The sequence below is a fragment of the Blastococcus atacamensis genome (assembly GCF_002938425.1).
Taxonomy (GTDB): Bacteria; Actinomycetota; Actinomycetes; order Mycobacteriales; family Geodermatophilaceae; genus Blastococcus; species Blastococcus atacamensis.
In genome coordinates this window covers 54,074-80,575 of record NZ_POQU01000007.1, presented here as the reverse complement: position 1 = coordinate 80,575, position 26,502 = coordinate 54,074, and the positions used below count along the sequence as shown (strand labels likewise).

At 69.2% G+C, this 26,502-nt stretch carries 21 protein-coding genes and 1 pseudogene; 16 read left to right on the top strand and 6 right to left on the bottom strand.

Annotated elements, in window-relative coordinates; genetic code table 11:
• Positions 1 to 144: 144 nt before the first annotated feature.
• Positions 145 to 2,478 (bottom strand): putative bifunctional diguanylate cyclase/phosphodiesterase, encoded by a 2,334-nt coding sequence (locus C5508_RS03605; protein ID WP_104523582.1) that lies wholly within the window; start codon positions 2,476 to 2,478, stop codon positions 145 to 147.
• A gap of 400 nt (positions 2,479 to 2,878) precedes the next feature.
• Between C5508_RS03605 and C5508_RS03600 the strand changes: the two genes are divergently transcribed.
• Together C5508_RS03600 and C5508_RS03595 are read left to right on the top strand one after the other, a co-directional pair.
• The gene (locus C5508_RS03600; protein ID WP_104523581.1) at positions 2,879 to 4,348 is read left to right on the top strand and encodes a glycosyltransferase; all 1,470 of its coding nucleotides are present in this window, start codon (positions 2,879 to 2,881) and stop codon (positions 4,346 to 4,348) included.
• Between the two features lie 620 nt (positions 4,349 to 4,968).
• A complete protein-coding gene (locus C5508_RS03595; protein ID WP_157943962.1) occupies positions 4,969 to 5,853 on the top strand; it encodes a hypothetical protein in 885 nt (294 codons plus the stop codon).
• Positions 5,854 to 5,861: 8 nt separating this feature from the next.
• Here the strand turns inward: C5508_RS03595 and C5508_RS03590 are convergent, their stop codons facing one another.
• Entirely contained in the window at positions 5,862 to 6,860 is a 999-nt protein-coding gene (locus tag C5508_RS03590; RefSeq protein ID WP_232796893.1) for an LCP family protein, read from the bottom strand.
• A gap of 685 nt (positions 6,861 to 7,545) precedes the next feature.
• Between C5508_RS03590 and C5508_RS03585 the strand changes: the two genes are divergently transcribed.
• Positions 7,546 to 8,262 (top strand): peptidoglycan recognition protein family protein, encoded by a 717-nt coding sequence (locus tag C5508_RS03585; protein WP_198597841.1) that lies wholly within the window; start codon positions 7,546 to 7,548, stop codon positions 8,260 to 8,262.
• Between the two features lie 53 nt (positions 8,263 to 8,315).
• On the opposite strand, the gene C5508_RS03580 is transcribed toward C5508_RS03585, so the two are convergent.
• Together C5508_RS03580 and C5508_RS03575 are read right to left on the bottom strand one after the other, a co-directional pair.
• Complete coding sequence (locus C5508_RS03580) at positions 8,316 to 9,251, bottom strand: hypothetical protein (RefSeq protein ID WP_104523578.1); 936 nt, start codon at positions 9,249 to 9,251, stop codon at positions 8,316 to 8,318.
• A 41-nt stretch (positions 9,252 to 9,292) separates the two neighbouring features.
• Positions 9,293 to 9,760 carry a hypothetical protein gene (locus C5508_RS03575; protein WP_104523577.1) on the bottom strand — a complete coding sequence of 156 codons (468 nt, stop codon included), beginning with the start codon at positions 9,758 to 9,760 and terminating at the stop codon, positions 9,293 to 9,295.
• Positions 9,761 to 10,610: 850 nt separating this feature from the next.
• On the opposite strand from C5508_RS03575, the gene glnT reads away from it, so the two are divergent.
• The 13 genes and pseudogenes from glnT to C5508_RS03515 all read left to right on the top strand — a co-directional run bounded on the left by glnT (position 10,611) and on the right by C5508_RS03515 (position 24,276).
• Positions 10,611 to 11,990 (top strand): type III glutamate--ammonia ligase, encoded by a 1,380-nt coding sequence (glnT, locus tag C5508_RS03570; RefSeq protein ID WP_104523576.1) that lies wholly within the window; start codon positions 10,611 to 10,613, stop codon positions 11,988 to 11,990.
• 33 nt (positions 11,991 to 12,023) lie between these two features.
• Positions 12,024 to 13,016 carry an alpha/beta fold hydrolase gene (locus C5508_RS03565; RefSeq protein WP_104523575.1) on the top strand — a complete coding sequence of 331 codons (993 nt, stop codon included), beginning with the start codon at positions 12,024 to 12,026 and terminating at the stop codon, positions 13,014 to 13,016.
• A gap of 440 nt (positions 13,017 to 13,456) precedes the next feature.
• Positions 13,457 to 14,341: a glycosyltransferase family 2 protein gene (locus C5508_RS03560; protein ID WP_104523574.1), complete on the top strand. Its 885-nt coding sequence runs from the start codon at positions 13,457 to 13,459 to the stop codon at positions 14,339 to 14,341.
• A gap of 43 nt (positions 14,342 to 14,384) precedes the next feature.
• Positions 14,385 to 15,593, top strand: a complete 1,209-nt coding sequence (locus C5508_RS03555; RefSeq protein ID WP_157943960.1) for an MATE family efflux transporter — start codon at positions 14,385 to 14,387, stop codon at positions 15,591 to 15,593.
• Positions 15,593 to 17,002, top strand: coding sequence for an O-antigen polymerase (locus C5508_RS03550; protein WP_157943959.1), 1,410 nt, complete (start codon positions 15,593 to 15,595; stop codon positions 17,000 to 17,002). The genes C5508_RS03555 and C5508_RS03550 overlap by 1 nt, the downstream gene beginning before the upstream one ends.
• Positions 17,003 to 17,007: 5 nt before the next feature.
• Positions 17,008 to 17,478 (top strand): annotated as a pseudogene (locus C5508_RS20660) (glycosyltransferase); the annotation flags it as partial.
• Positions 17,479 to 17,550: 72 nt separating this feature from the next.
• Entirely contained in the window at positions 17,551 to 18,042 is a 492-nt protein-coding gene (locus C5508_RS20170; protein ID WP_269801748.1) for a glycosyltransferase, read from the top strand.
• A complete protein-coding gene (locus C5508_RS03540; protein ID WP_198597839.1) occupies positions 18,039 to 19,076 on the top strand; it encodes a glycosyltransferase family 4 protein in 1,038 nt (345 codons plus the stop codon). The genes C5508_RS20170 and C5508_RS03540 overlap by 4 nt, the downstream gene beginning before the upstream one ends.
• Positions 19,073 to 20,137 (top strand): polysaccharide pyruvyl transferase family protein, encoded by a 1,065-nt coding sequence (locus tag C5508_RS03535; RefSeq protein WP_157943958.1) that lies wholly within the window; start codon positions 19,073 to 19,075, stop codon positions 20,135 to 20,137. Before C5508_RS03540 ends, C5508_RS03535 begins: the two co-directional genes overlap by 4 nt.
• Positions 20,138 to 20,240: 103 nt before the next feature.
• Positions 20,241 to 21,641: a polysaccharide biosynthesis tyrosine autokinase gene (locus tag C5508_RS03530; protein WP_198597838.1), complete on the top strand. Its 1,401-nt coding sequence runs from the start codon at positions 20,241 to 20,243 to the stop codon at positions 21,639 to 21,641.
• Between the two features lie 195 nt (positions 21,642 to 21,836).
• A complete protein-coding gene (locus C5508_RS03525) occupies positions 21,837 to 23,354 on the top strand; it encodes a sugar transferase (protein ID WP_104523568.1) in 1,518 nt (505 codons plus the stop codon).
• 16 nt (positions 23,355 to 23,370) lie between these two features.
• A complete protein-coding gene (locus tag C5508_RS03520; protein WP_104523590.1) occupies positions 23,371 to 24,030 on the top strand; it encodes an arsenate reductase/protein-tyrosine-phosphatase family protein in 660 nt (219 codons plus the stop codon).
• Positions 24,031 to 24,054: 24 nt separating this feature from the next.
• Positions 24,055 to 24,276, top strand: coding sequence for a hypothetical protein (locus tag C5508_RS03515; protein WP_157943957.1), 222 nt, complete (start codon positions 24,055 to 24,057; stop codon positions 24,274 to 24,276).
• A 28-nt stretch (positions 24,277 to 24,304) separates the two neighbouring features.
• Here the strand turns inward: C5508_RS03515 and C5508_RS03510 are convergent, their stop codons facing one another.
• Positions 24,305 to 24,985 carry an SGNH/GDSL hydrolase family protein gene (locus C5508_RS03510; RefSeq protein WP_198597837.1) on the bottom strand — a complete coding sequence of 227 codons (681 nt, stop codon included), beginning with the start codon at positions 24,983 to 24,985 and terminating at the stop codon, positions 24,305 to 24,307.
• Between the two features lie 102 nt (positions 24,986 to 25,087).
• The gene (locus C5508_RS03505; protein ID WP_157943954.1) at positions 25,088 to 26,173 is read right to left on the bottom strand and encodes an acyltransferase family protein; all 1,086 of its coding nucleotides are present in this window, start codon (positions 26,171 to 26,173) and stop codon (positions 25,088 to 25,090) included.
• Positions 26,174 to 26,502: the final 329 nt, after the last annotated feature.

Genomic DNA, 26,502 nt, shown 5'->3' with positions numbered 1-26,502 from the left:
TATTTGTTTTAATGATACTCCGCCCACCATGGATTCATCTTTACTTTTCGTCGGCAGCGTCAGATGGTTATAAGAGACAGCCCATAGTCCCCATCCGGCTGCTGACGGTGCTCGTTGACCGCGGCGTGTCGTCGATGCGGGGGATCACGCCGGGGGTCGGTCGGGCGCCGTGCCCGGGCCGAACTGGGGGACGAGCGCCGTGTCGACGAGCCCGGAGTCCGAGGCGTCCAGCCAGTCCAGGAAGTCGTCGACCGGCATGGGGCGGGCGACGGCGTACCCCTGGGCCACGTCGCAGCCGAGGCGGGCGAGGGTGGCGCTGGTCGCCAGCGTCTCGACGCCCTCGGCCACCAGGCTGAGGCCGAGGGCGTGGGCGAGCGCGACGGTGCTCTGCACGATGGCCGCCGCACGGGGTTCGCGGTCGACGTCGGCGGTCAGGGTGCGGTCGAGCTTCAGCTCGTCGGCCGGCAGGTGCCGTAGGTAGGCCAGCGAGCTGTAGCCGGTGCCGTAGTCGTCGATCGACGTGCGGACGCCCGAGGCGCGCAGGTCGGCGAGCACCGTGCGGCCGAGCTCGGGGTCGGCCATGAGGGTGTCCTCGACGAGCTCCAGCGTGAGCGCCCGCGGAGGCAGGCCGTGGCGGAGCAGCGCGGCGGCCACCTTGCCGGCCAGGTCGAGGTCGGTGACGTTGGCCGCCGAGAGGTTGACCGACACCGGCACCTCGCGCTCGGGCCACCACCGGGCCGCCGCGTCGAGGGCGAGCTCGAGCACCCGGTCGGTCAGCGGGCGCAGGAGCCCGGCCTGCTCGGCCGCCGGCAGCAGCTCGGCGGGCGAGAGCAGTCCCCGCGTGGGGTGGTCCCACCGGACCAGCGCCTCGGCGCCCACGACCCGGCCGTCCCGCAGGCTCATCTGGGGCTGCAGGAAGACGCGGAGCTCGTCCCCGTCGAGAGCGGTCCGCAGCTCCTCCATGGTGTGCAACCGGTCGCTGCCGGCTGTGCCCGTGACGGGGTCGGGCACATAGACCTGGACCCCCTCGCGGGCGCGCTTGGCGCTGTACATGGCGACGTCGGCGCAGTGCAGCAGCTCCTGGACGGTCGCCGCCGGTGCCGGCGTGGTCGCGACGCCGATGCTGACGCCGACGTGCAGCCGCACGTCGGCCACCGTGAACGGCGCGAGCAGCTGCTCGCGCAGCCGCTCGGCGAGCGCGCGTGCCTCGTCGGATTCCGCGGCCGGCATCAGGACGGCGAACTCGTCGCCGCCGAGCCGGGCCAGGACGTCGCCGGAGCGCAGGGAGCCGCGCAGCCGTGGGCCGACCTGGCGGAGCAGGTCGTCGCCGGCGGAGTGGCCGAGGCTGTCGTTGATCTCCTTGAACCCGTCGAGGTCGAGCAGCAGGAGAGCGGCGGGCCGTTCCTCGCCGGCCGAGGTGACGACGCGCTGCGCCTGCTCGAGCAGGGCGCGGCGGTTGGCGAGCCCGGTGAGCTCGTCGGTGCGCGACTCGAGCTTGACCTGGTTGTACTCGCGGACCTCGCGGAAGGTCACGGCGATGCGGACGACGCCGGCCAGCACGCAGGCGATGGCCAGCCAGCCCGCGACGTCGGGCACGTGCCCGGACCACCACGGGCTGAGCACGACGAGGCTGGCGACGAGGCAGGCCAGTGGCACGGCGAGCAGCCGCCAGCCGATCCGGGAGTCGAGGGCGTCGACGGGGGCCGGCCGCTCGACAGCGCCCGTTGCGGCTGCGGCGGTCAGGACGACGGAGACGAGCCAGCCCAGTTCGAGCGGGCCGCCGTCGACGTAGGTGCCCCGCACCTTCAGGGCGAACAGGACCAGGTCGGAGATGCAGGTGAGGCCGAGCCCCGCGCCGAGGAGCACGGCGGTGCGGTCGAGGCGCATGCCGAGGATGCCGCCGACGGCCATGACGACGGCGATCAGCAGCACCGTCGTGATGGGTGCCACGAGGTCGACGGCTGCCACCGGCGTGGCGCCGGGATCCGTACGGAGGTACGGGGCCAGGACGAAGGCGACCCCGGCGGACAGGCTGCCGAGGGCGGCCACGATGCCGTCGAGCCACATGCTGGGGTGGAAGCGGGCTACCCGGGCGCGGATGAGCGCGACGACGGGGACGTACATGACCAGATAGGCCGCGAGCAGGACCACGTGCGAGAACCAGGACGACGGTTCGTTGCCCTCCAGGCCGGCGGAGAGCACGCGCAGCGCGTTCCCGACCGCGCCGAGCGTGAGGGCGAGGGCGAGTGCGGCCCAGGCGACTCGCTCGGTCCGCACCCGACGAGCCGCCATTCCGCACGCGGCCGCGGCGGCGAGGTAGGGCAGGTTGTAGAGGACGACGTCGTAGGTCCGGTCCCATGCCGCGCCGGCCGGGCGTGGCCCGATGCCGGTGGCGAACAGCCCGACCAGGCCGATCGTCAGGAGCAGCACATGACCGGCACGCCGCGGCGTGGCCGCAGCCTGCTCTCGCTGGTCCATGTTCGCGACAACGGCATGGGACGGGGCGAACTCGACCGATGCGCGACCCGGATCACCCGGAGTGGGGAGCCGCGCCGTCCCGGCCGATCACGCCGACGCCGGTCGGCGCGTGGTCATGAGCTCTGCCTCGGCTGCCGATGACGCCCGGGTGCAGCGCCCACGGGCACGAGGGGTTGCCGCCGCAGAGGCAGATCGCCGGGCCCACCGGGGCGCAGGAGCTCGGACGTCGAACGCGGGGTGAGCCGGCCCCAGGGACGACGGTTGAGCGCTTCAGCAACCACGACGGTCGCAGTGATCCCAGCTGCCACAGGCGTTCCGCCGCCTCCCGCGTGCGGTCCTCGAGACACCCGAAGATGTGGCATCGCCGCAGCTAGCGGCGTTGGCCCACAGGGGGTGGCCCATGGCCATGGCGCAGCGCGATCCGGTTCGTGACGTCCGACGCGGTCCGGTGAACAGGTTCGACACGGACCCATGGGGTCCGCCGGCCTCCGGTGACTACGAGACGGCGCAGATCCGTCTGCCCAAGATGCCGCCGCCTCCGCCGTCGCCGTCGGGACGCAATACCGGTCCGCGCAAGGCCGAGGTGAGCGTGGGCGCCAATCCCTGGTTGGTGCTCGCCCTGTTCAGCGGCGTCGCTGCCATCGCCGCGACGTGGATGACGGCGCGGGGTATCCCGGGCATCTCCATCTACGGCATCGTCATCGCCGTCCTGCTCGTCGGAAAGCTCGCCCTGTCGCTGCTGCCGGCGCCACGCTGGAAGGCCGCTCCCCCGGGGTGGAGGGTGTGCGTCGTCGTGCCGATCTACAACGAGGATCCGGACATCCTCGCCCGCAACCTGGCGAGCATCGACGCGCAGACGTATGCACCGAGCGACGTGTGGATCGTCGACGACGGGTCCTCGGATCCGAGCGCGCGCATCATGGCCGAATGGTGGGCCGCGCAGCGGCCGGAGGCGAGGGTCGTCTACCAGGAGAACGCGGGCAAGCGCGAGGCGATGGGGCAGGCCTTCAAGGCCCTGGCTCACGAGGTCGACATCTTCGTGTGCGTCGACTCGGACACCGTCCTGGAGCCCGATGCCATCGCGGAGGGGCTGGCTGCCTTCACCGACCCCGACGTGGCGGCCGCCACGGGCACGGTGATCGCACTCAACCAGGACCGTGGACTGCTTCCCCAGTTGATCGACCTGCGGTACGTCAACGCCTTCCTCTACGAGCGGGCCGCCTACTCCCGCCTCGGCGCTGTTCTGTGCGTCTGTGGATCGGCGGCCTTCTGGCGCGCGGACATCATCGAGCGCCACGTCGACGACTTCCTCGAGCAGACCTTCCTCGGGCAGCCGGCGTCCTACGGGGACGATCGCCACCTGACCAACCTCAGCCTCCAATACGGCAAGGTGGTACTCGCGCACAAGGCGATCGCGCGAACCGCGGTTCCTGAACGCGGCGGTCACTTCATCCGGCAGCAGATCCGGTGGGGGAAGAGCTTCTTCCGCGAGTCCATCTGGACGCTCACGCGCCTCAGCCCCCGCCGCGTCGCGTGGTGGCTGGCCTTGATCGAGTCGGTGTCGTGGGCCGGCTTCAGCATCGGCTTGCTCGCCACCGCCTTCATCCTGCCCATCTTCACCGGGCAGTTGCACCTCGTCGACTACCTGGTGTGGTGCGTCATCGCCGGCTATGCGCGGTCAGTGCATGTCTTCTCGATCAAGCGTGCCGAATGGTCGCGCCGTTCGCAGTTGGTGGCATTCCTGTTGTCGCCCCTCTACGGGATGATGCACGTGCTGTTGCTCCTGCCGCTGAGGGTCTACTCGTTGCTGACTCTCCGGTCCACGTCGTGGGGAACGCGCAAGGGCGTCGAGGTGGAGCTGACCCGATGATCCCGTTGGCCCGACCGAGGAAGTGCTCGCGGAGCTAGCCGGTCGCGGGGAGCCATGACCGGCTCCGAGCCCTCCTCTCTCCGGGTGAGCCGGGTCATGACAGCGATGCAATTCACCCGGACGGTCGTCACCATGGCCGCATGTCCGCTGTTCCTGGCGACCGACTCAGCGGAGCGATCCGACTCGTGTACGGGGCCTCTGCCGTCGTCTGTGCTGCTTCCCTGATCTGGTCCGGCCTGTCCGCTGTTCCGGTGGATGCCGGCGGGGGCGGACACCGTGGCCTGGCGCTGGCGAGCCAGGAGTCGGAGCTGCGGCCCGGCGTACCCGCCGGCGTGACCGCCACTGCCGGTCCCGGCCAGGGGGCGGTCTCCTTCACGGCGGCGGACACGCGAGCCGTCTCCTTCACCGTGACGGCGTGGAGGGGCAGCGTCCGTGCCGCCACCAGCACCGGGCCGGGCTCGCCCACCGTGGTGTCGGGCCTGTCCAGCGGGGTGAGCTACACCTTCACCGTGGTGGCGAACGGAACGTCCGGGTCCTCCGCAGCCTCGCTCCCGTCGCGATCCATCGTGCCGACAGGGCCAGTGACCAACACGGCCGCGGTGGCGAGTGACCGACGGTTCGTGAACCAGTCCGTGAGTTTCGCGTCCAGCGCCGGCACCGTGTCCAGCCGGCGACCGCAGGCGAGCGAGTCGTCCACGACAACGCTCTACAACCCGGCGTCCCAGGGCGTGCCCGTGGGCAAGGAGTGGCGCCTCCTGTGGCTGCGGGCGGTCAACTGCGAGGCGGCGCCGCGCCTGATGGAGTTCTTCGTCCATCAGGAGAGCCCCACGCAGACGGCGCTCGCCAAGTTCGTCCAGGGCGACGTGTGGCGGGCAGGCCAGCCCAACCGGGCTGTCGCAGTCGCGGTCCCGGCGAACGGTGGCCAGCTCTCGTGGGTCGAGAACCGTGGTGAGCCGCTCATCCTGGCGGCCGGCCAGTCCATCGGCGCCCGCTGGTACGGCATGGTCGGTGGCGCGCGCAGCTGCAACTGGCAGTACGGAGCAATCGAGCAGCCTGCCGGGACGGGCATCGCTGCGACGTCGACGAGCCTGCCGACGGCGACGGTCGGTGCCTCGTTCAAGGGGGATGTCGCCGGCCTGCGGTCCAGCTGGCGGACCGTGCCGGCCGGGACCTACTGGCTGCCCACGTCCGTACGTGCGACCAACTGCGAGACGGGCCCGCGGCGGATGGACATCGTGCTCCTGGGACCGGGGAACATCATGCAGGGCGTCGTCACGTCAGCCGTCGGCGGCTCAGGCCCCGTCGAGGTCCCGGCCGGGGGTACGTGGACGTGGACGGCTTCCGAGTCGTCCTCCCGGCTCCTGCTGCCTGAGGGGTGGGGCCTCGGTGTCCGATGGCTCGACATGCGTGGCGATGCCCCTACCGGGACCTGCTCGTGGTCCGCGACGGTGTCGGTCGGTGCGATGGGTGGGACGGCCGCGGCCTTCGACTCGTCGATGGGGTGACGTCGGGGTCAGCGGGGGGCATCGCCGAGTGCTGACTCGGCGAACTCCGCCGCGTGGTCGCCGAGCGAGTCGGTGATCAGGTATCCCCACATGCGGTCGCCGGCCGCAGGGTCGAGGTAGACGACGCTGGCTGCGCCTTCCCGGCCGGTACCCAGGACGGGAGCGGTGAAGTAGGCGACGTCGTCCTTGGCGATGTTCCGCATCGAGTGGGCCAGCACGACCATGTCACGCACCCCCAGGTCGTCGTCCGCCGCCACGGAACCGGCAACCGCCCGTAGCGTCTGATCGAGCGTGCCGAGGTCGCTGAACGTCTGCGAGCCGACCGCTTGGTCCATCACCGCCTTGAGGAAGTTCTGCTGGCGCTTCACGCGGTCGAAGTCGCCGCCGGGCAGGCCGTGACGCTGGCCGAGGTACCAGCGCGCCTCCTCGCCGGTGATGTGGTTCATGCCCTGTTCGAAGGTGTGGCCGCCTGCCTGGGTCGGCTGACCCACGTAGACGTCGACACCCCCCAGGGCGTCGGTGACCTCGGCGAGGCCGGCGAAGTCGATCGCGACGAAGTGGTCGATGCGCACGCCGGTGAATTGCTCGACCGTCTGGATGAGCAGGGACGGTCCACCGAACGCGTAGGAAGCGTTGATCTTGTTCATGCCGTGGCCGGGGATGTCCACCCACGAGTCGCGCGGGATCGAGATCAGCTGCGCGTGTTCCCGGTCCGCCGCGACCCGCGCGAGCATGATCGCGTCCGATCGGGCGCCCGGCGCCGCACCGTCGGCGGCCACGTCCCTCGAGTCCGAACCCACGAGGAGGAAGGTGACCGGCACGCCATCGGCCGCCGTCGAGGCTGCGGGGCGGCCGCTCTCAGGTATCGCGGCGAACACGTCGCCGAGCCGGTCGACCTGGCCCGCGTACCGCTCGGTCAGCCACCAGACGCCCCCACCCGTCAGCACGAGGAGGAGCACGCACACGGCGCCCAGCGGCTTCCAGATGCCCCGCCGTCGACCGCGCACAGGGAGCTCCGGCAACGGACCATGGGGCATTTCGGGGCGACTCAGGGAAGGCTGCGGCCGGGTCGCGTCGTCGAGGAAGCCCTCCTGCGAACGCACGGTCGGATCCATATCGATGCTCACTTCGCCCCTTTGCCGGCATGCCGAGAATGCGAGAGTAGGGACGAAGCGGTCTCGTCAGCCCGTCGCTCGGGGTCACTGAGGTGCGTGGCACCGCAGTGAAGGATGAGAGCAGCGAAGCGGCTCGTGCGGTGTCGTCGATGTTCCGCGCGAAACCGTCTGGCCGGCTCGACGGCCGCGCTGGTCTCGCGCAGTGCCCGCTTCGCTCGCGCCGGCAGCGGGGGCCGAGGATGCCTTTCCGGCGTCCTCCGGGCCGACGTCGTCGTGGGGGCGGAGGCGGTGCTGCCGTTCGAACACCTGGCGCGGTGTCCTGCGGTCACGCCAGGCCGCGACGCTGAGAAGCCGCGCGCCCTCGCCACGTCCGTCACCGTGCTCCGACGGCCGGGTCAGATCTGGCCGCTGTCGACCTTCTCCTGCCAGGCGAGCTCTCGATGACGGCGCGTTTTTCGACGTCGTCGAAGCGGATTTTCCTCCAGCGGCCCTGCTCGGAGGCAGCCGGTGAGCCGGGTCGGCCCGGTGCGCGAGGTCTTGCGCTCGCGGGGGCTACGGGCCCGACGAGGTGCCGCGGGTGATCCGCGGCTTCCACCAGTTCCACACCGGTCCGCAGAAGGGGTGGCCCGACGTCGCCTACAACTTCTTCGTCGACCGCTTCGGGGTCGTGTGGGAGGGGCGCGAGGGCAGCCTGACCGGGCCGGTGCAGCCCAGCGCCACCGGCGGCAACCAGGGCTTCTCGCAGATCTGCTGCTTCATCGGTGACCACGGCACCCAGCCGCCCACGCCGGAGGCGCAGCGGTCGATGATCGCGGTGCTCGCCGCCCTGGCCGAGCGCCACGGGCTGGATCTCGCGCCGGGGGCGACGACGTCGTTCGTCTCGCGCGGCTCGAACAAGTGGCCCGCCGGCTCACCGGTGACGACGACGACGGTCGCCGGACATCGGGACATGTCGCAGACCACCTGTCCGGGCGACGCCGCGTATCCGCTGGTGCGCGACGTGTTCGCCGTCGAGGCGGCGGCGCTGCTCGCGTCCCGGCGGGCGCCGGCTCCCGCCCCTGCTCCGCCGGCTGCGCCCGAGCCGCCGCCGGAGGCCGCCGCCGGTGCGACCGGCACGCCGGGCGCACCGTCCGAGGCGGCCCAGGGCGGCGGGAGCGGTGGGCAGGGGCTGGATCCGGCGATGATCGCGCTCGTCACCGGCGGCGTCGTCGCGACCGGCGTCGCGGCCGGCCTGGCCAAGCGGCCGAAGAAGGCCGGTGCGCCGGGCGACCGGACCGGGCCGACCAAGCCGTAGCCCCGCCGGCGTCGTCCCGTCCACGACGGACGGGAGGACGCCGACGGAGGTCCTCACTGCCCGAGGCGACGGTGCCGTCCGATCCGGTAGGCGATCCCGCCGGCGACGATCAGGGCCGCTCCCAGTGCGAGGACGGGGAAGACCACGGCTCCGGTGAAGGCGAGTCCGCCCTTGGCCGCGCGCGGCCGGTTCATCGTCGGCGGTACGACCGCGGCCGGCTGGCTCGTCGGCGTGGCCGTGGTGCCGGACGGCGACGGGTCGGCGCCGGGGGAGGCGGGAGCCGTCGGGCCGGGTGGCGCCTGAGAGCCGGGCGCCGGGCTTGTCGGCGTCGTCGGACCGGCGGGGGTCGATCCGTCGGACTCCAGCGTCGTCCTGGCGGCGTCGCCGACCTCGTGCTCGGCGGTCATCCCCGCGACGGACAACTCGACGTCCTCGCTGCGGTCGACGTCGGTGATCTCCACCCGCGTCTGATCCCCGGGCGCCAGCCCGACGGGCACCCCGTTCACGGCCACCGCCCAGCGATCGGCCCGGAGGTCGCTGGGCAGCCAGCTGAGCGCCACCGTGCTCGTCCCCTCCGCCGTCCGGCACGTGTCCGCTCGTGCGGTGAGGTAGGCCGTGAGCTCGTCGACCCCGGCCTTCACCCTGTCGCCGTAGTCGTTCGCCATGCCGGAGCTGAACTTCGCGCCGAGGGCGTTCCCGTTCCAGACGTTCTCGACGTCGACAGCCTTGTACTGGGCTGCGCCGTAGGACTCCGTGCCCAGTTCGTAGGAGTCGTAGGTGACGGCGCCGGAGAGACGGTCGTCGATCTCCCGGTCGAACGCCCGGAACTCCGCGGCATTCGGATCCTGGCCCGAGCCCCGGGCGAAGATGCCCTCGACCGTGGCGCAGGTGCGGTCGACCTCGGCCGCGCTGCTGGTCGGTGCGGCCGTGACGGTGAGGCCGAGGAGCACGGCGGCCAGCAGGGCGAGGACGAGGGGACGGCGGGACATGCTGTCACTCCTTGGGTGCCTGGGCGCGGCATGGGTGTGGCTCATGGCAGGGGCATGAGCTCGAGCTGGACGAGGGCCTCGCTGGGGTCCTCGTGGGAGGCGGAGTGCGACAGGGTCACGGCGTAGCCGTCTCCCTCGCCGGTGCCGGCGCAGACCTCGTGGCGTCCGAGGGACGAGGCGTCGACCGTGCAGTCGCCGTCCCACGCGAGATCCCAGCCAGTCGGAGCGACGAGGGCCTCGAGCTCGGCGGCGGAGAGGTTCTGGCCGGGGCGCCAGGTGCGCTGGGCGCTGGGGCAGGGGTTCCCGCCGAGGCACAGGAGCCGCGGCGGGGTCACCCGGTCGCCCTCCAGGTCCCAGGACCCAGGGACGGCGAGACGATCGGCGGCCCGGCGGATGTCGTCGTCGTCGCCCGGCACGGTGAGGACGACGACCGCTCCGGCGACGGCTGCGACCGTTGCTCCGGCGATCAACTGGCCCCGGCGCCGGCGCCGGCGCCGGCGCACGCTCACGCCCGTCGCGCCGTCGAGTACCGCGGAAACGAGGCCCTCACTAGCGAGCGGTCCTCGCCGGTGCAACCGCGGGCAGCAGCCGGTGGTGCGCGATCGACACAGAGCCTCCCTCGTGGGCGGGGCCCGCCCAGGCATCGGGGAAGTGAAGACCCGGTCCGTCACGGGGTCAATGGCTCGACGCCTGGATCGGGGGGAATCAGTCTTTTCTGCGCTGACCTGCGGCGGATGACTGCTTTCTTCCGCGCCTCGCCCCGGCGCTGCGTCCGCTCGGAGACGTGCGCCTCGGCGGGCGGGCGGCATCCCGCGGATGGGCGCTGGAACGATGAGCCGGTGAAACCGGCTCGACGCAAGCGGACCAGCGCCGTCCTGGGCGAGGGTCGGTGCTCCCTGTGCGGCGGAAAGCTGATGCTGGCGACGAGCAGGAAGGTCAGGACCTGGACGGCCTGGCTGAACCCGCTATGGAACCCCGACGTGCAGGTGCACGAGGTGTGCTCCTCCTGCGGGGCCCGCCGGGAGATCTACGCCGACGCTGGCCGGTAACGCACCGAAGAGCGAGGCAGCGCGCCCCTCCCGGAGGGGAGGCGCCCTGTCCTGGGAACGCGGCGGCGAGCCGCCGTCCGCTACGCCTGCCGGACCGGCTCCGGCTCGGGGCTGACGTCGAGACCGATGTCCAGGTCGTGCTCCTGCTCGGCGTGGCCGCGCGGCTGGTGCGCCAGGACGCCGGGGTCCTCGTACGCGTTCTCGGCGTGCAGTGCGCTGTCCAGCCCCTCCTTCTCCTGCTCCTCGGTGACGCGGATGCCGATGGTCCGGTCTTTCGACGAGTCATCGAAACGTTGTCCAGGGAGATCTCATGATCGCCACTCTCGGAACCGGAACGCCCGTCGGCACTGAGGACGTCGCTGCCGTCCGCGCTCGTCTGGAGGCGGCCGGCGTGCGCTACGCCCTCGCCGGCTTCAGCGACCTGCACGGCCGCCTGAAGGGCAAGGTCGTCCCGCTCTCGCACCTGGCGAACATGGCCGGGGGCTCGGAGCTGTTCACCGGTGTCGCGGTCGACGGCGTGCCGCAGGACATCAGTGACGAGGAGGTGTCGGCCCGTCCCGACCTGGAGCGCGGCTTCCAGCTGCCGTGGAAGAAGGAGGTCGCCTACTTCCCCTCCACGCTCTACACCGAGGGCAAGCCGTTCGAGGCCGGCGCCCGGCACATCCTGCAGCGCCAGCTCGCCGCGGCGGCCGAGCTGGGCTTCACCTTCAACCTGGGCATCGAGACGGAGTTCTTCGTGCTCAAGGACGGCGAGAACGGCGTCGAGGAGGTCTCCGAGCGGGACGTGGCGGCCAAGCCCTGCTACGACCTGACGACGACGCTGGACAACTTCGGCTGGCTGACCGAGCTCGTCGAGGCGATGGACGAGCTGGGCTGGGACGTCTACTCCTTCGACCACGCGGACGCCCGGGGGCAGTTCGAGATCGACTTCGACTACGCCGACGCGCTCACCAGCGCCGACCGGGTGACGTTCTTCCGCATGATGGCCGGCGAGATCGCCCGCAAGCACGGCTACTTCGCCTCGTTCATGGCCAAGCCGTTCGCCGATCGCACCGGCTCGGGCGCGCACTTCAACATGTCGCTGGCCGACCTGGAGACCGGCGTCAACCTGTTCGCCGAGGGGGAGGACCCCAAGGGTGTGGGCGTCACGGCGCTCGGCTACTCCTTCATCGCCGGTGTGCTGCGGCACGCGAAGGCGATCAGCGCCGTCATCGCCCCGACGGTGAACAGCTACAAGCGGCTCGTGCGCGGTGGCTCGACGTCGGGCTCGACGTGGGCGCCGGTGTTCGTCAGCTACGGCGACAACAACCGCACCAACATGATCCGCATCCCGCTGGCCGGGGGACGGGTGGAGTGCCGCGCGGCGGACATCAGCTGCAACCCCTACCTGGGCGCGGCGATGATCCTGGCCGCCGGCCTCGAGGGGGTGCGCGAGCAGCTGGACCCGGGCGCGCCGCACACCGAGAACATGTACGACTACACCGAGGCCCAGGTCGCCGAGCTGGGCGTGGGGATGCTGCCCCGCGACCTCGCCACGGCGATCGACGAGTTCGAGGCCGACTCGCTCTCCCGCGAAGTCTTCGGCGAGGCGCTGTACAACTCCTTCATCGACTACAAGCGCGCCGAGTGGGACTCGTACCAGCACCACATCTCCACCTGGGAGACCGAGCGCTACCTCAAGTTCTTCTGATGCCGGAGACGCGCTGATGCCGGAGAGGTCCTGATGCCGGAGACGTTCGATCTGGGCAGGTTCGCGCTGGAGTCCGGCGCGAGCCTGCCCGCCCGGCTCGTCTACGCCACGCAGGGCACGCTCGCCGAGGACGGCGGCAACGCCGTCCTGGTGCCCAGCTACTACACGGGCACCTCCGAGAGCTATCTGCCGTGGATCGGCCCGGGGCGGGTGCTGGACACCGACCGGCTGTTCGTCGTGGTGGTGAACATGCTGGGCAACGGGGTGTCGACGTCGCCGTCGAACGCGCCGGAGGAGGTGGCCGGCCCGCGCTTCCCGCTGGTGACCGTGCGGGACCAGGTGCGGGCGCAGCGGCTGCTACTGGACTCGCTCGGGGTGGCGCGGCTGCGGCTGGTTCTGGGCTGGTCTATGGGGGCGATGCAGGCCTATGAGTGGGCGGTCAGCTATCCGGACGACGTCGACGCGCTGCTGCCCATCTGCGGGGCCGCCCGCTGCTCGCCGCACAACCTCGTCTTCCTCGAGGGAGTGCGGGCGGCGCTGACGGTCGACCCGGCCTTCGACGGCGGGCGGTACACCGCGCCGCCGGTGGCGGGGCTCGAGGCGTTCGGCCGGGTGTACGCGGGGTGGGCCTACTCCCGCGACTTCTTCCATTCCGGCACTTATCGGGAGCTGGGCTATCCGAACGTGCAGGCCGTGCTGGACGGGTGGGCGGCCGACCACGCGGCGCTGGATGCGAACGACCTGCTGGCGATGATCGGTACCTGGCAGAGCGGCGACGTCGGGCGGGGGAGGCCGGGCGGCTACGAGGGCGCGCTGCGGAGCATCCGGGCGCGGACCATCGTGATGCCGTCGACGACGGACGCCTACTTCACGCCGGCCGACTCCGCGATCGAGGCGTCCCTCGTCCGGGGCGCGCAGCTGCGCCCGCTGGTGTCCGAGCTCGGCCACATCGCCGGCCGCCCTGGCATACGAGCAGCAGAGACGACAGGGGTAGCCGACCGAGTGCGCGCTCTGCTGGTTTGTTGACACGCAGGGCCATTCCTACACCGCCGCTGGAAGGGTGTAGGCCCGAGCTCGACGGAACCGGTCACCGATAGCCTGCTTTCGGGTGCGAGCCCTCCCGTGGCGGCGCCCGGAACTCCTCCGAGCGAGGGGTCGACGACCGAGAAGGAGCCCAGCATTCTCCCCAGCCAGTAAAAGACGGCCTGCACGGCTCTAGAGCTGATCGACCCCGGCGCCGGTTCAGACGCATATGCACGAACACCCAGCTCGGGGAGCGAAGCACGGCAAGTTAACTGCGCCCGGAGATCCCGGCCGGCGGGTTGAGCGCAGAGTGTGCCGCGTCACTCAATTCCGTTGGATCCTCGCGGTACCCTCGCCTCCGGACCGCTGTGGTGTTCGCCGCAGGGCCGGATGGCTACTAGCGACTACACCCGCGCATCGGGTGGCACAGGAGGCTCCGTGCTATGGCTGCTGCGCGGGTGTCAATCGTCATTCCCACGTTGGGTCGCCGCCTGACGTTGACCAAACGCTTGCTCCAATCGCTGTCGGAGCAGACGCTTCGCCCTACTGAGATCGTCCTCGTGGATCAGAGTGATGACCACGTGTGCCGAGACCTGGGCGAAGGATTTGACCTGCCGGTGCGAGTCATCCGAAGCGCCCCAGGAGTCTCGCGGGCGCGGAACGCAGGCATCCGCGGCCTCTCGCTCCCCTGGGACATTGTGGGGCTACCAGACGATGATTGCTTCTACGACAGCGATGCCCTGGAACGTGCGGCTCGTCGCTGGCCCTCCGAGGGTGGGCCGATCGCCATCAGTGGGATCGTTCGCTGGCCTGACGCTCAATCTCGGATTCCCTTCCGAACCGAAGCCTTCCGTGTCACGGTTCGCGACGTGTGGCGTTCGACCATTGAGGCTGGCCTGTTCTTGTCGCGCGATTACGTGGAAAAAGTTGGCCTGTTCGACGTCGCCCTAGGACTAGGCTCGTCGACTCGCTGGGGATCCGGTGAGGGTACTGACCTGCTGCTGCGCGGTATGCGGACGAGCAGCGCCGAAATTTGGTACGACCCGGCGATCGTCGTGTGGGAAGACCCGTCGACCTCACCTGTGTTGGACGCGCGTCGGGGGCGCGCGTATGCGCGTGGCACCGGCTTCGTGTACGCGCGCCACTACGGATTCACCGATGGGCTCATCCTCATCGCGAGGTCCGGAGCAAGGCTGTTACTGGCGCTCAAGTCGGGCTCCAAAAAGGAACTCCATTACCACGCCGCTGTCTTGGTTGGGCGGCTAGAGGGCCTCCTTGCATGGCGAGCCGCGAGAGGCCAGCCACCAATCGCTCACGGCGGTGGCTGACGTGGCGCCCCGTCGGCGCCACCGCCGCTGGATCCTCGGCATTATGGGACAGGCCGTGGCCAGCGCAACGACGTTGTGCTCGTTGGCTGCGGCTGGACATGCGCTCGAGGGCAGCCAGCTTGGGGTATTCGCTCTTGTCTTCTCCACCCTTCTGATCCTCCTGAGTCTCAGCCGGGCCTTCACTGGTGAAGCGCTATTGCTAACTGGCGACAACGAGTTCTCTCAGGGGAACGCTGCGGTCGGTCTCGCAGCGGTCGTGGGCTCGATCGTCGCTCTCGCCTGTTTGGCGACGGCCGCATTCCCGCTGGGATCCTCAATAAGAGGTTCGCTTCTGGCAGTGGCGGCCCTGGCGCCCACTCTGCTTGCCTACGATGCAACTCGATACGTCTTCATCAAACAAAATGCCTTGGGCAAGCTGATTCTCGCCGACGTGGCGATGGGGGTAGGTCAAGTCTCCGGCGTCTACCTCGCGGCCGTCAATACCCGGGAGGCGGCCGCTGCGATTCTAGGGTGGGCCGCTGCATCTGCGATGCTAACGACCGGTATCCTGCTCCTCGCCGCGCTACGCCCGGCATTATGGCAAGCTTGGCCGTGGCTCCTTCACACTTTCCATAGAAGCTCGGCATTCGCGGCAGAGGCTTTGCTAGGCGCAGCCGTCGGATACGCCACTCTGGTGGCGTTGGCGGCGTGGTCGGACACGCTGGCCGTGGCGTCCTTTCGCTCCGCCCTTACCGTCTTTGGCTTCACGAGCGTTCTTGCAGGATTCATGCGCTCTGTGGTCTTAGCGGACCTAGTCAGCCGTCGAGACTCCATGACGCCTCGCCAGCTTGACAGAGCCGGCGTCGGGATGGCTGCTGCGCTGTTCATTGCCCTCGGTGCAGCGTTCACATTTCTTGAGCTCCTGCCTACAGATGTGGGTGAAGCGTTGTTCGGGTCTCTCTGGCCGCTGATCGCGGCTGTATTGCTCCCGGCTGCTGTAAACCGATTCGCCAGTCTCCTCTCTGTGGTGCCGGCGGTGCTTCTTAGGGCTCAGGGTGCTACTTGGGAAGTCACACGGCGTCGAATCTTCGTCGCCTGTGGCGGTTTCGCGCTGGGCCCCGTTGGTGGCGCCGTCTGGGGAGCAAGTGGCGCTCTGTATATGGAGGCCATTACTTACGCCCTCACTGCGCTACTGTTGTGGCAGCTCAGTCGTCGCATCGCCCGTCGTGCTGAGACCTCACGGAACCAGTTGGAAGCGGCCGGCGCAGTCTGATGAATGAACTCGAGTCGGGTGTTACCCGGCGAGCGTCGCGGATGTCGAGGCCGGTGGAGCCCCCGCGTCAAGCTTCTGCGGAAGGGATCACGCTTACGTTCTACTGGTGGTTGCACCCCGCTCCGATTCTCATCGCCTTCTTCGTCTTCGTCTTTGTTCCCACGGCTGGGCTCGGGGGCGATGCCTTCGCCGCACTATGGGGGGGGTACAAGTATTTCGATTACCGCATGCTCGCGATAGTGACCCTCGGCTTCTCCGCCTATCTCTGCGCCTTCTGGGCATCAACTCGTTTGGGCGGCAGGGGGCGGGGTGGCGTTGCTCTGACGTTGTCGCCGATGTCCGTGGGAACGGTGCGCAACTGGTATCGGATTGTGTACCTTGCCACTCTTCTGGGCTACATCTTCTGGGTGGCGGTGGCAGCCCTACAAGGGGCTTCTCTTGCCCAGGTGCAGGCCGTCCTGTCGTTGGAGCAGGGCGCGATCAGTTCGCTGAAGTCCGTCAGCGTCCCGGTCGCTGGTCTCACCACCCTTACGCAACTGGGGCCGTTGGCTGCGGTCCTCTGGGTGATCCTTCGGCGGCTCGGCGAGTCAGGACGAGCGTCCATAGGCTTCTTGGTCGGGATAGCTGCGCTTCGGTCATTCTTGTACGGGGAGCGACTTGCCCTCCTTGAGATTGCTGTGCCTCTTTTGGTCATGATGGCCTTGACTGCTCGGTCCCAGAGTGCGCGTAGGTGGGCGAAACGAGCCCCTGCGCTGGCCGTGCCAGCACTCGTGGCTTTCTTCTCGCTTTTCGAATACACCCGCTCATGGCAGTTCGCTAAGGAGAGCCACGGCGGGAACTTCTCCGGCTACATGGTTGATCGGCTGCTTGGCTATTACGCTACCGCTGCGAACAACAGTGGTTTGATGTACGAACATGTGAGCAGAGTTCCCGGAGTCCCGTACTTCAGTGCTCCAGCGCTATGGGACTTCCCGCTCACCCCTGTACTTGCTGGTTCGGCCACCGTCGACGGGGTCGCGCCAGGAATGTGGTGGTTCAGTCAACTCGTCGGATTCGCGAATCCAAACTTCACCAACGTGGGGTCTGTGCTAGTCACCGCAGGGGAACTCGGGCTGGCCGGCATGGTCGTGTACTGGACAATGCTCGGATTGATTGCCGGAGTGATCTTCCTGCGGATGAAGAGCGGCGACCTTGGATGCTTGGCTCTTTATGCGACGGGGTTCGTTGGGCTCTTGGAATTGGTTCGGTTTAACTATTGGAGTCTAGGCCGGTTTACGCCCTGCCTCGTGGCGTGCGTGGTCTTGGCTGTTCAGCTGCGCGGGCAAGCCGGCGCGTCGCCTCATGATGATGAGATGGGGGATTCGCGCCCGCTTCGGGGCGGCTTGTCGTCGAGTCGACGGGAAGATTGAAAAAGATGACTGACGCAGATATCCGAGTGCTTCACGTTACAGAGTGCTACTCGGCCGGAGTCCGCTCTAGTGTCGATTCCATCGCTCGAACGGTGCGAGGCGTCGACCACCTCTTGGTCTACGCGGGTGGTGTCGACCCTGAGCCCGCTTTCCGTGTGGCGGTCGAGCTCCCGCGGGGCGGATGGCGTCGGGTGAGGGTGTTGCGGAAGGCGGTCTTGGAATTGCAGCCAGATGTGGTGCACGCTCATTCTAGTTGGGCAGGGATCTACACGCGGCTTTTCAGTCTCGGGCTGCCTGTAATCTATCAGCCGCATTGCTACAAATTTTCGGACCCCACGAGCCCCCGACCGCTCCGACTGAGCGTCCGGCTGGTTGAAATGTTCCTCAGCCGCCGGTCGGCGGCGACGATTGCTGTGAGCCCGTTCGAGGTGCGTCAGGCTCGGACTACGAATTCGCGTTACGCGGGGCCCGTCACCATTGTGCCGAACGAGCCCAGTGTCAGCGGCTTGGGGGAGTCCCCAACATCGGCAGCGCGTCAGAATCGGCGCGTGGCGATGGTTGGTCGTATCTCTCCACAGAAGGATCCCGAGTTTCTCGTGATGGTCCGGAACGAGCTCGTCGGGCGAGGAGACGACTGCGAGTTTGTCTGGATTGGCACCGGCGAGGATGAGGCCGTGCGCGAGCTCCGAGCGGCCGGAGTGGAGGTGACCGGCTGGCTGTCGCCATCTGCAGTTCGCGAAGAGCTGAAGCGGTGTTCTGCGTACTTCCACTCGGCTTCCTATGAGGGCTTTCCGATTAGCGTCCTCGACGCGGCAGCACTAGGGCTTCCGGTCGTGGTGCGAGAAATCGCGGCCTTTGAGGGGGTCGCGATGGACAAGGCATCGACGCCCTCGGGCGCAGCGGAGATGTTGCAGGCGTTGCATGCCTCGGAGTCGGCGTACGAGGAAGCGATCGGTCGGTCAGCGGCCATGCTGCAGGGACTGCGCGACCTCGTTCCACCGGGCGGGCTGGCCGGCATCTATCGGAAGGTGGCTGGGTGAAGGTCTACATGCCAGGACGCATCCTGGAGCGTCACGTCGGCGGGAACACCACCTACAGCCAGGCCTTGGCAGGCGGGCTCCGGGCGCGGGGTTGGACGGTCAGCGCCATGCCCTTCAGCACATCGGCCTCCCTCACGATGGTCAAGGAGTCGTTGTTCGCGCTTGGCCGCCGAAACGATGCCTTGCTGCACTACACGGCGGACACCGGCCCCCTCGTTACCTCGCGGACCCCCACGGTGGTCACGGTGCACGGCATCGCCAGCCGCTGGATCTCTACGGCGCGCACCCCTCGACAGGAGACGGTGTGGCGTCGCCGTGTCGCGCGTGCCATCTGCCTCTCAGATGCCGTGATTACGGTGAGCCGGTCAAGTGCAGACGACGTGGCGTCTGTCTTCGGACTTCGGCCGGACGAAGTCGAGGTGATCCACCATGGGATCGACCCGACCTACCGGATCGCCACCGAAGAAGATGCTTCGGTGGGGGCCGTCGACGGTCTCGTTCCACGCGACTTCTTGTTGTACCTGGGGAACATCGAGCCACGGAAGAATCTGGACGCGCTGCTGGACGCCCACGCGCGTCTAAGGGCGAGAGACGACAACGCGCCGATCCTGGTGCTGGCCGGAAAGCCCGCGTGGAACTACGACGAGACGCTGAAGAAGATCGAAGCGGCCGGACCCGCGGTGCGATGGCTCGGGTTCGTCTCTCCCGAGGAGAAGCTCTGGCTTCTGCGAAACTGTTCGCTCTTCCTCTTCCCGAGCCTGTACGAGGGATTCGGCTTCCCGGTCCTCGAGGCGCTGGCATGCGGGTCCCCGGTGCTGTGTTCGAGCAACGGCTCGCTCGCCGAGGTCGCTGGCCCGGCGCTCCGGCTCTCCGGTACGGGGGTGGACGACATCGAGGACGGGCTGATTCGTGCTCTAGGGGACACGGCGGCATTACGCGCTTGCGGCCAGGCAGGGCCGGCGTGGGCGCGAGCGTTTACATGGGATACCTCGATCGATGCGCACCAGGCTGTCTACCGACGGGTTCTCTCGTGAAGGTCCTCATCCTGCACGCCTACAGTGCCGCCAACCGTGGAGATGGACTTCTCGTCGATGAGGCAATCGAGGTCGTTCGCTCAGCCTTCGGTGCGGACGTCGAGCTCGCGGTTGCAGCGCACTATCCCGAGTCGTTCGCCTATCCCGACGTAGAGGTCGTGGGCACGCACCCGAGGGCGTTCTTGTCGCGGACCGGGCTGCCCCGACACGTCGTTCGGTACTGGCGACGCTATGACCTCGTGGTTGGCGTGGGTGGCGGATATCTGAGAGGTCCGACGTTGTCAGCGGCGCTCAAGTGCGTCGTGATCCACGTGGTGCAACTCGTGATCGCCGGCCGTTACCCCGCCCGGCGCGCTTACCTACCTCAATCGGTAGGGCCCTTTCCGCCGCTGCTCGGTGCTGCGGTCAAGCGCCTCCTTCGTCGCATCGACCGGGTCTACCTCCGGGACGATCGCTCGATGGCCGAGTTCGGTGGCCCGAACGCGAGGCGAGTCGCCGACATGGTGGTCTCTTCGGCTGAGGCAGTGGCGAGGAGGCGCGATTCGTCCCCCGCCGGGCCGCCGGTCCTCAGCGTGCGTGCCGTCTTCGGGCGCGTCAGTGATCCCGTCCGCCGGCTGGCGGGGCGGCTGGAGGAGTTCGACGGATACGTACAAAGCGACGTGGGCGCCAACTCGGATGTGGACGCGATGGCGTCCCTGGCTCCGCGCCACGTTGTCACGGCCAGCGAGCTGCTGACTGGTCCGCCCCGGGTTGTCATCGCTGTCCGGTTGCACGCCGCTCTCATGGCGCTCAACGCGGGTCACTACGTCGTCCATCTCGCGTACGAGCGAAAAGGGTGGGGGGCGTTCGGGGACCTGGGACTGGGTGACTACGTCCACAACGTCTGGTCATTTGATGTCGAAACAGTTCTGAGGCAGGTCGCGGAGTTGACCAAGTCCGCGGACCTGCGCCAAGCCTATGACGAGGCTGTCACTGCCGGCCGGGTCAAGGCGGGGCGCGAGCGCCTCGCCCTCATCCAAGAGCTGCGCACCCTGGCAATGCCGCTGGTGGACGACTGGTGAGGGCGCGGCGATTGCGCTCGATGCGCTTCAATGGCGTACTCTCCGCTGGCTTCGTCGGGTGCCTGCCGGGGAGCGGACACGTCGATGGAGAGGCTGGGCGTCGGTGGAGCTGAGGGTCGCCGTGGGGCGGCTGCGGACGTACTGGTGGCTGCCGTTGCTCGGTGCGCTATTGGGCCTGGTCGTGGGTGCGACGGTCAGCGCTACGGCGACCCCGCTCTACTCGGCGCAGACTCAGCTTTTCGTGTTGACGACGGACGCAACCACCACGACTGCAGCGTTCCAGGGCAGCCAGTTCTCCCAGCAGCGGGTGACGTCCTACGCGCGGCTTTTGAGGGGCGAGGAGGTCGCAAACCGCGTCATCGACGATCTTGGTCTCGACATGACCCCGCAGGAACTCGCCGCTGAGATCACGGCCGTTGCGCCTGCCGACACGGTGCTGATCGACGTGAGTGTGACGGATCCATCGCCCGAACTGGCCCAGCGAATCGCAGATTCTGTCGGGGTGCAGTTCAAGGAGTTCGTCGAGGAGCTGGAGACCCCCTCTGGCGCTGCTGTAGCGCCTGTGAAGGTGACAGTCACCGACGCGGCCGAACTGCCTGAGGCACCCAGTTCGCCGAACACGGTTCGCAACCTGGCGCTTGGGGTCGTTCTCGGACTGGTGCTCGGTGCCTTTGCGGTCCTCTTGCGCGGGTACCTCGATCGATCAATCAAGGACCCAGAGCAGGCCGGTCGGCTCGGAAGGGTGCCGGTAATCGGCGCCGTCATCCGGGACGACCACTTGGCGGAGCGGCACTTCTTCAACCGCGAGGGGCAGAGCCGCGCAGCGGAGGACTACCGCCAGCTTCGGGCGAACCTGCAGTTCTTGAACGTGGACAACCCGCCGCGTGTCATCATGGTGTCGAGCGCCATGCCGTCAGAGGGCAAAACGACCGCGGTCATCAACCTGGGGTTGGCCCTCGCCGAGGCGGGGCGCAAGGTCGCACTAGTGGACGCTGACCTTCGCCGTCCTCGGGTCACTCGTTATCTCGGACTTGTCGGAGGAGTCGGACTGACGAACGTGCTGGCCGGCACCGCGGGCGTAGCGGACGTTATCCAGCCGTTCGCCGATACGGGGCTCTCTGTCATCGGCGCGGGGCCCGCCCCTCCTAACCCGAGCGAATTGCTTGCTTCCAAGCACATGCTCTCTCTTCTCGAAGAGCTTCGGGTCTCCCATGACTATGTGCTGATCGATGCGCCACCGCTTCTGCCTGTCGCGGACGCAACGGGCATCGCCGTGATCGTCGACGGTGTCGTCCTGTCGGTTCGTTACGGGCAGACGCGGACTGATCAGCTGGAACAGGCCGCAGCAACGCTGGAGCGGGTTGGGGCGCGGAGTCTCGGCCTGATTCTCAACATCGTGCCGCCCAAAGCCGGGGTCGGCGCCGCGTATGGCTACGGCTCCGACTACGGGGAGTCAGCACCTGGGGCGGAGTCTGCCCCCAGGACCGGTCGTCGCAGGGCCTAGGCCCCACGGGCGGGAAGGCGTCTGTCACCTAGAAGGGCGTCGGTGCCCCGAACGTGAGGAGCGAAACCTTCCGCGGCGAGCTTTTTATCGGTACCTTCCTCCCGTCGGTTGAACGATGAAGTTCCCGATCTGCACTGATCGGTAAGCCCGGGGCGCTGGTCCGGGGCCAGCGCGCACGGGGGTTCGCGGTTGTCCATGCTCGATGTCCGGAGTGACGAGGCGGTTCGCCTCGTTCCACAGCAGCGCAATCGCCGCGGGTCGTGGAGCGCCGCTCGCCTTCGTGGCGAGGGCACCGAGGCCCGCCGCGCGTGGCGTGCTGACTATGTCCGCCGCCTGGTCGCGCTCGACGCGGGCGCCGCTGTCGTGGCCGGCGCCCTCGGGCAGCTCGCGGAAGCCCAGCCCGTCAGTGGCGTTCTCGGGGGGGCCGGCAGTCTGGCTGCGGTCATCTTCCTGTTCCCGCTGCTCTGGGTCACGGCGATGCTCGTGGCGCGTTCCTACGAGGAGCGCTTCCTCTGGACCGGTCCGGAGGAGTTCCGGCGTGTGTTCTTCGCCGCCGCCATGCTCCTGGCCACTGTCGGCACCCTCTCCTGGGCCTTCCGGCTCGAGCTGGCGCGAGGCTTCGCGGTGGTCGCGCTGCCGCTGGCGGCCGTGCTGACCATGGGGCACCGCATCCTCCAGCGCGAGCTGCTGCACCGGCGCCGGGCGAAGGGTGAGTTCCAGCAGACGGCCATCGTCGTCGGTCACCGGGGTGGGGTGGCCGAGCTGCACGATCAGCTCATTCGTCAGCCCAAGCACGGTTACCGCGTGATCGGCTGCTGCGTTCCGCAGCAGGCCGGCAGTTCGGCTGCCACCTTCCACGGCCTGCCCGTCCTGGGGTCCCTGGACGAGGTCGTCGACGTCGTTCGCCGGTACGAGGTGGACACCGTGGCGGTACTGCCGTCGCCCGAGCTGGACGGAGCAGCCCTGCGCCGCCTCGGCTGGGACCTCGAGGAGACCCAAGCCGAGCTGCTGCTCGCCCCCGCCGTCACCGAGGTGGCCGGCCCCCGGGTGCGCATCCGCGCCGTCGCCGGCCTGCCTCTCGTGCACGTCGAGCGCCCCGAGTTCAAGGGCCACCGACGCATCGTGAAGGGCATGTTCGATCGCACCGCCGCCTTCGTCGGCATCGTGCTCATCGCACCCGTGCTGATCGCTCTGGCCCTCGCGGTCAAGCTCACCAGCCGCGGGCCCGTCTTCTACAAGCACGACCGCATCGGCTTGGGCGGCAAGGCCTTCCCGGTCTACAAGTTCCGCAGCATGGTCCCCGACGCGGACAAGATCGTCGACACCCTCTTCGAGCAGAGCAACGAGGGCAACGACGTCCAGTTCAAGATGAAGCGCGACCCGCGGGTCACGCGCATCGGCGCCATCATGCGGCGCTACTCCCTCGACGAGCTGCCCCAGCTGTTCAACGTGCTCAACGGCAGCATGAGCCTCGTCGGCCCGCGGCCGCACGTCACCCGCGAGGTCGAGCAGTACGGGTTCGACATGCGCCGCCGCCTCCTCGTCAAGCCCGGCATCACCGGCCTGTGGCAGGTCAGCGGCCGCTCGGACCTCTCCTGGGACGAGTCGGTGCGGATCGACGTCCGTTACGTGGAGAACTGGACGCTGACCTTCGACCTGATGATCCTCTGGAAGACGTTCGGAGCGGTCCTGCGAGGATCGGGCGCGTACTGACCGCGAAGATGTGCCGGTGACCAGCCGCCGGCCCACCTCACCCGACGTCACGGTCCTGCTCGTCTGCACCGGCAACATCTGCCGCTCGGCGCTGGCCGAACGGCTCGGCCGGGCGTACCTGACCGAGGTCATGAAGGAGCGGGCAGCCGCCGTGCGGCTGGAAAGCGCCGGGACGAGGGCCGTCGTCGACGCAGAGATGCACCCCGACAGCGCCCTCGTGCTCCAGGGCCTGGGCGCCGAGGCCGGCGACTTCCGCGCCCGGCAGTTCGCCGGGCAGATGGCCGCAGAGGCGGACCTCGTCCTCACCATGACCCGCGCCCACCGGCAGGACGTGCTGGAGCAGGCACCCCGCATGCTGGCCCGCACCTTCACCCTCATCGAGGCCGCGGACCTGATCGCCGCCCACCTCGACGATGCCGCGGAGCCGCCCGCCGGTGCCGACTTCGCCGCCCGCGTTCGCAGCCTCGTGCAGGCGATGGCCGCGGCACGGTCCCGCCGATCCAGCAGCGAGGCCGACGACATCCGCGATCCCATGGGGCGGCCCGTCGAAGCGCACGAGGAGGTCGGCGCGGCCGTCGCCGCGGCGCTGTTGCCGGTCCTCCGGCGCATCGCCGACTGCGACGCCCGGGTCGGCAAGGAAGCGTCCACCGAAGCGGGCTCCGCCGCCGCAAAATGAGCGGCGGGCAGCTACCTTCGCACGATGGTCCGCTGGGGATGCGCTGCTGTCGTCGGGTTGGTCCTGACCGGCTTCGCCTTCCTGCTGATCACCGGCGAGTACGTCAACGACGGCCCGGTCGTGGCCACGGTGGCCCAGAACCGCGGCCTGCACGTCGGCGACGTGTTCCTGCTGCTGGGCTGGCTGGCGGCGCTGGCCGCCCTGGCCGTGCTCACCGCTGCCGCCGGGCGCCGACGCGAACGCTGAGCGTGTGCCGAAGGGCGGCACCGCAGCGTCAGGCCAGGGCGTCGCGCACGATCGGCTCGATGAGGTCGGCCAGGGCGCGGTGCCCCTCCTCGGTGGGACTGCCGTCCGTGGTGATGAGGCCGTCCCCGCCGCCGAGCCAGCCCTCCGTCAGCGGATCGACGAAGCGGACGCCGGCCTCCGCAGCGGCTGCCGCGATCGCATCGCGGTTCGCCGGCACCTCGGCCGGCACCGGATCCGCCGGTTCGGCAGGGCCGATCAGGACCAGGTAGGCCTCCGGCGCCGCCGCGCGGGCCTGCTCGAGGACGGCCAATGCAGCCGTCCGCACCTCCTCGGTGACGTCCGGCCCGTCCGCGCGGCCGCCGAAGACGACGACCACGTCGGCCTCGGCCAGCGGCGCCGCGGTGGCCAGGCTGCCGATCGTCCGCCCGAAGACGTTCGCGCGCACGAATCCGGCGCCGTCCGCGGCCGACACCTCGACGGTTCCGTCCTCGAGGCGCTGCTCCAGCAAGGAGGGCCATGCGGTCGGGTCCTCGCCGCCCTGCGCGGCGCGGGAGGTGTAGCCGTCGCCGATCACCACGATCCTCGCGTCCTCGACCGGGCCTGCCGTCGCGGAGGGCCGCCCGGATGCGGCGTCCATGGTCACCGGGTTCCGGTGGCGCTGGACGGCCAGGATCGTGGCCACGGCGAACGCCACCGCCGCGACGACCATCAACGCCCAGGCCCACCATGGCGCCTCGCTCCACCAGTGGCTCCGCGGAGCTCGTGACCGGTGGCGCCGCCGGCCCCGTCGCCTCGAGAGGACGGACATCTCCTACCGCCTTCCGGCGTGCCCCGTGCCGCCCAGGCTGATGGGCAGGCTGCCTCCGCGCAGCCGCTTCTCCAGGGGGCGCTCGACGAACGTGTAGAGCACGAACGCGCTGGCGAGCGCACCGATCAGGCTCAGGACCGAGGCGGCGATCGCCTGCCCCGCAGTGGTGGGCGCCAGCACGTAGTCCACCGCTCGGATCACCAGCTGGTGCGTGAGGTAGAAGGCGAACGACCATTCACCGAGCTTGACGAGCACGGGATGCCGGAACACCGAGCGGGAACCGTCGAGGTCGGCCTGCGCCGCAGCCGCGATCGTCAGGGCGAACGGGACGAACAGCAGCACGACCCAGATGAGATAGGGAGGGGAGAACACCGCGACGGTGTAGGCGAGCACGACCAGGCCGAGGCTGCCCCGGAGACCCAGGAGGCGAAGCCGGCCGCCGTTCCTGATCCACAACGCGATCAGGATCCCGAGGACGAACTCCCACAGGCGCTGGACCGGGAAGATGAAGATCGCCCAGTCGGCGACGCTGACCCCGTGGGTGAGCGGTCGCAGCACGAGCGGCGGGATCACCACCAGCGCGGCGAGCACCCCGGCGGCCCACCACCGCGCCCGCTGCGACATGCGCACCGCCCACACGATGAGCAGCGGGAACATCGCGTAGAAGAACATCTCGCAGGAGATGGACCAGGTGACGCCGTTCCCGGCCCAGTAGTAGTCCCGATCGGGGATCCAGGCGTGCAGCCCGAGGAACTGGGGGGCCATGTGCAGCAGCAGCGATCCCGTCTCCTCCGGGCGGGCGACCGCCGTCATCGGGATGAACAGCGCCACGGCGACCCAGTAGGACGGCGCGATGCGCGCGAACCGCCGGCGATAGAACGGCCCGGCCCGGTCGCCGGGGCGGTGCGTCCAGGTGAGCACGAACCCGCTGAGGATGAAGAAGAACGAGACGCCGGCCGCCCCCGGCTCCAGCGACGGGTGGAGCGACGTCCCGATCGGCGTCCGGTCGAAGAACGCCAGCGTGTGGGAGGCGAACACCAGCAGGGCCGCCAGAAAGCGGAGCCCGGTCAGGGAGTCGAGCCTCGTCACCGGGGTCGAGGAACGGGCGCCGAACGATCCCCCCTGCTGCTCGGGGCGTCGGCCATGGCGCGCGCCGGCCGGATCGGACCGGGCGGACCGGCTCGCCGGGGTCGCCGACATCGTTAGCGGCCTCGAGGCGCTCGCAGCGCCCGAGGCTCGAATTTGGGCCCGGTGCAGGTCATCCCCGGCGACGATAGTCGGGAACGCGTGCCCGCGCGGGATCTGTCACGTACGTAACGCAGCGGAAGCGGGCGCGGGCGGAACGCGGCGATGCGCGGGGCAGCTTCCCGCAGGTAATCTCGGTCGTCCGCTCGATCGAAGGCCCACGACGGGGTCGA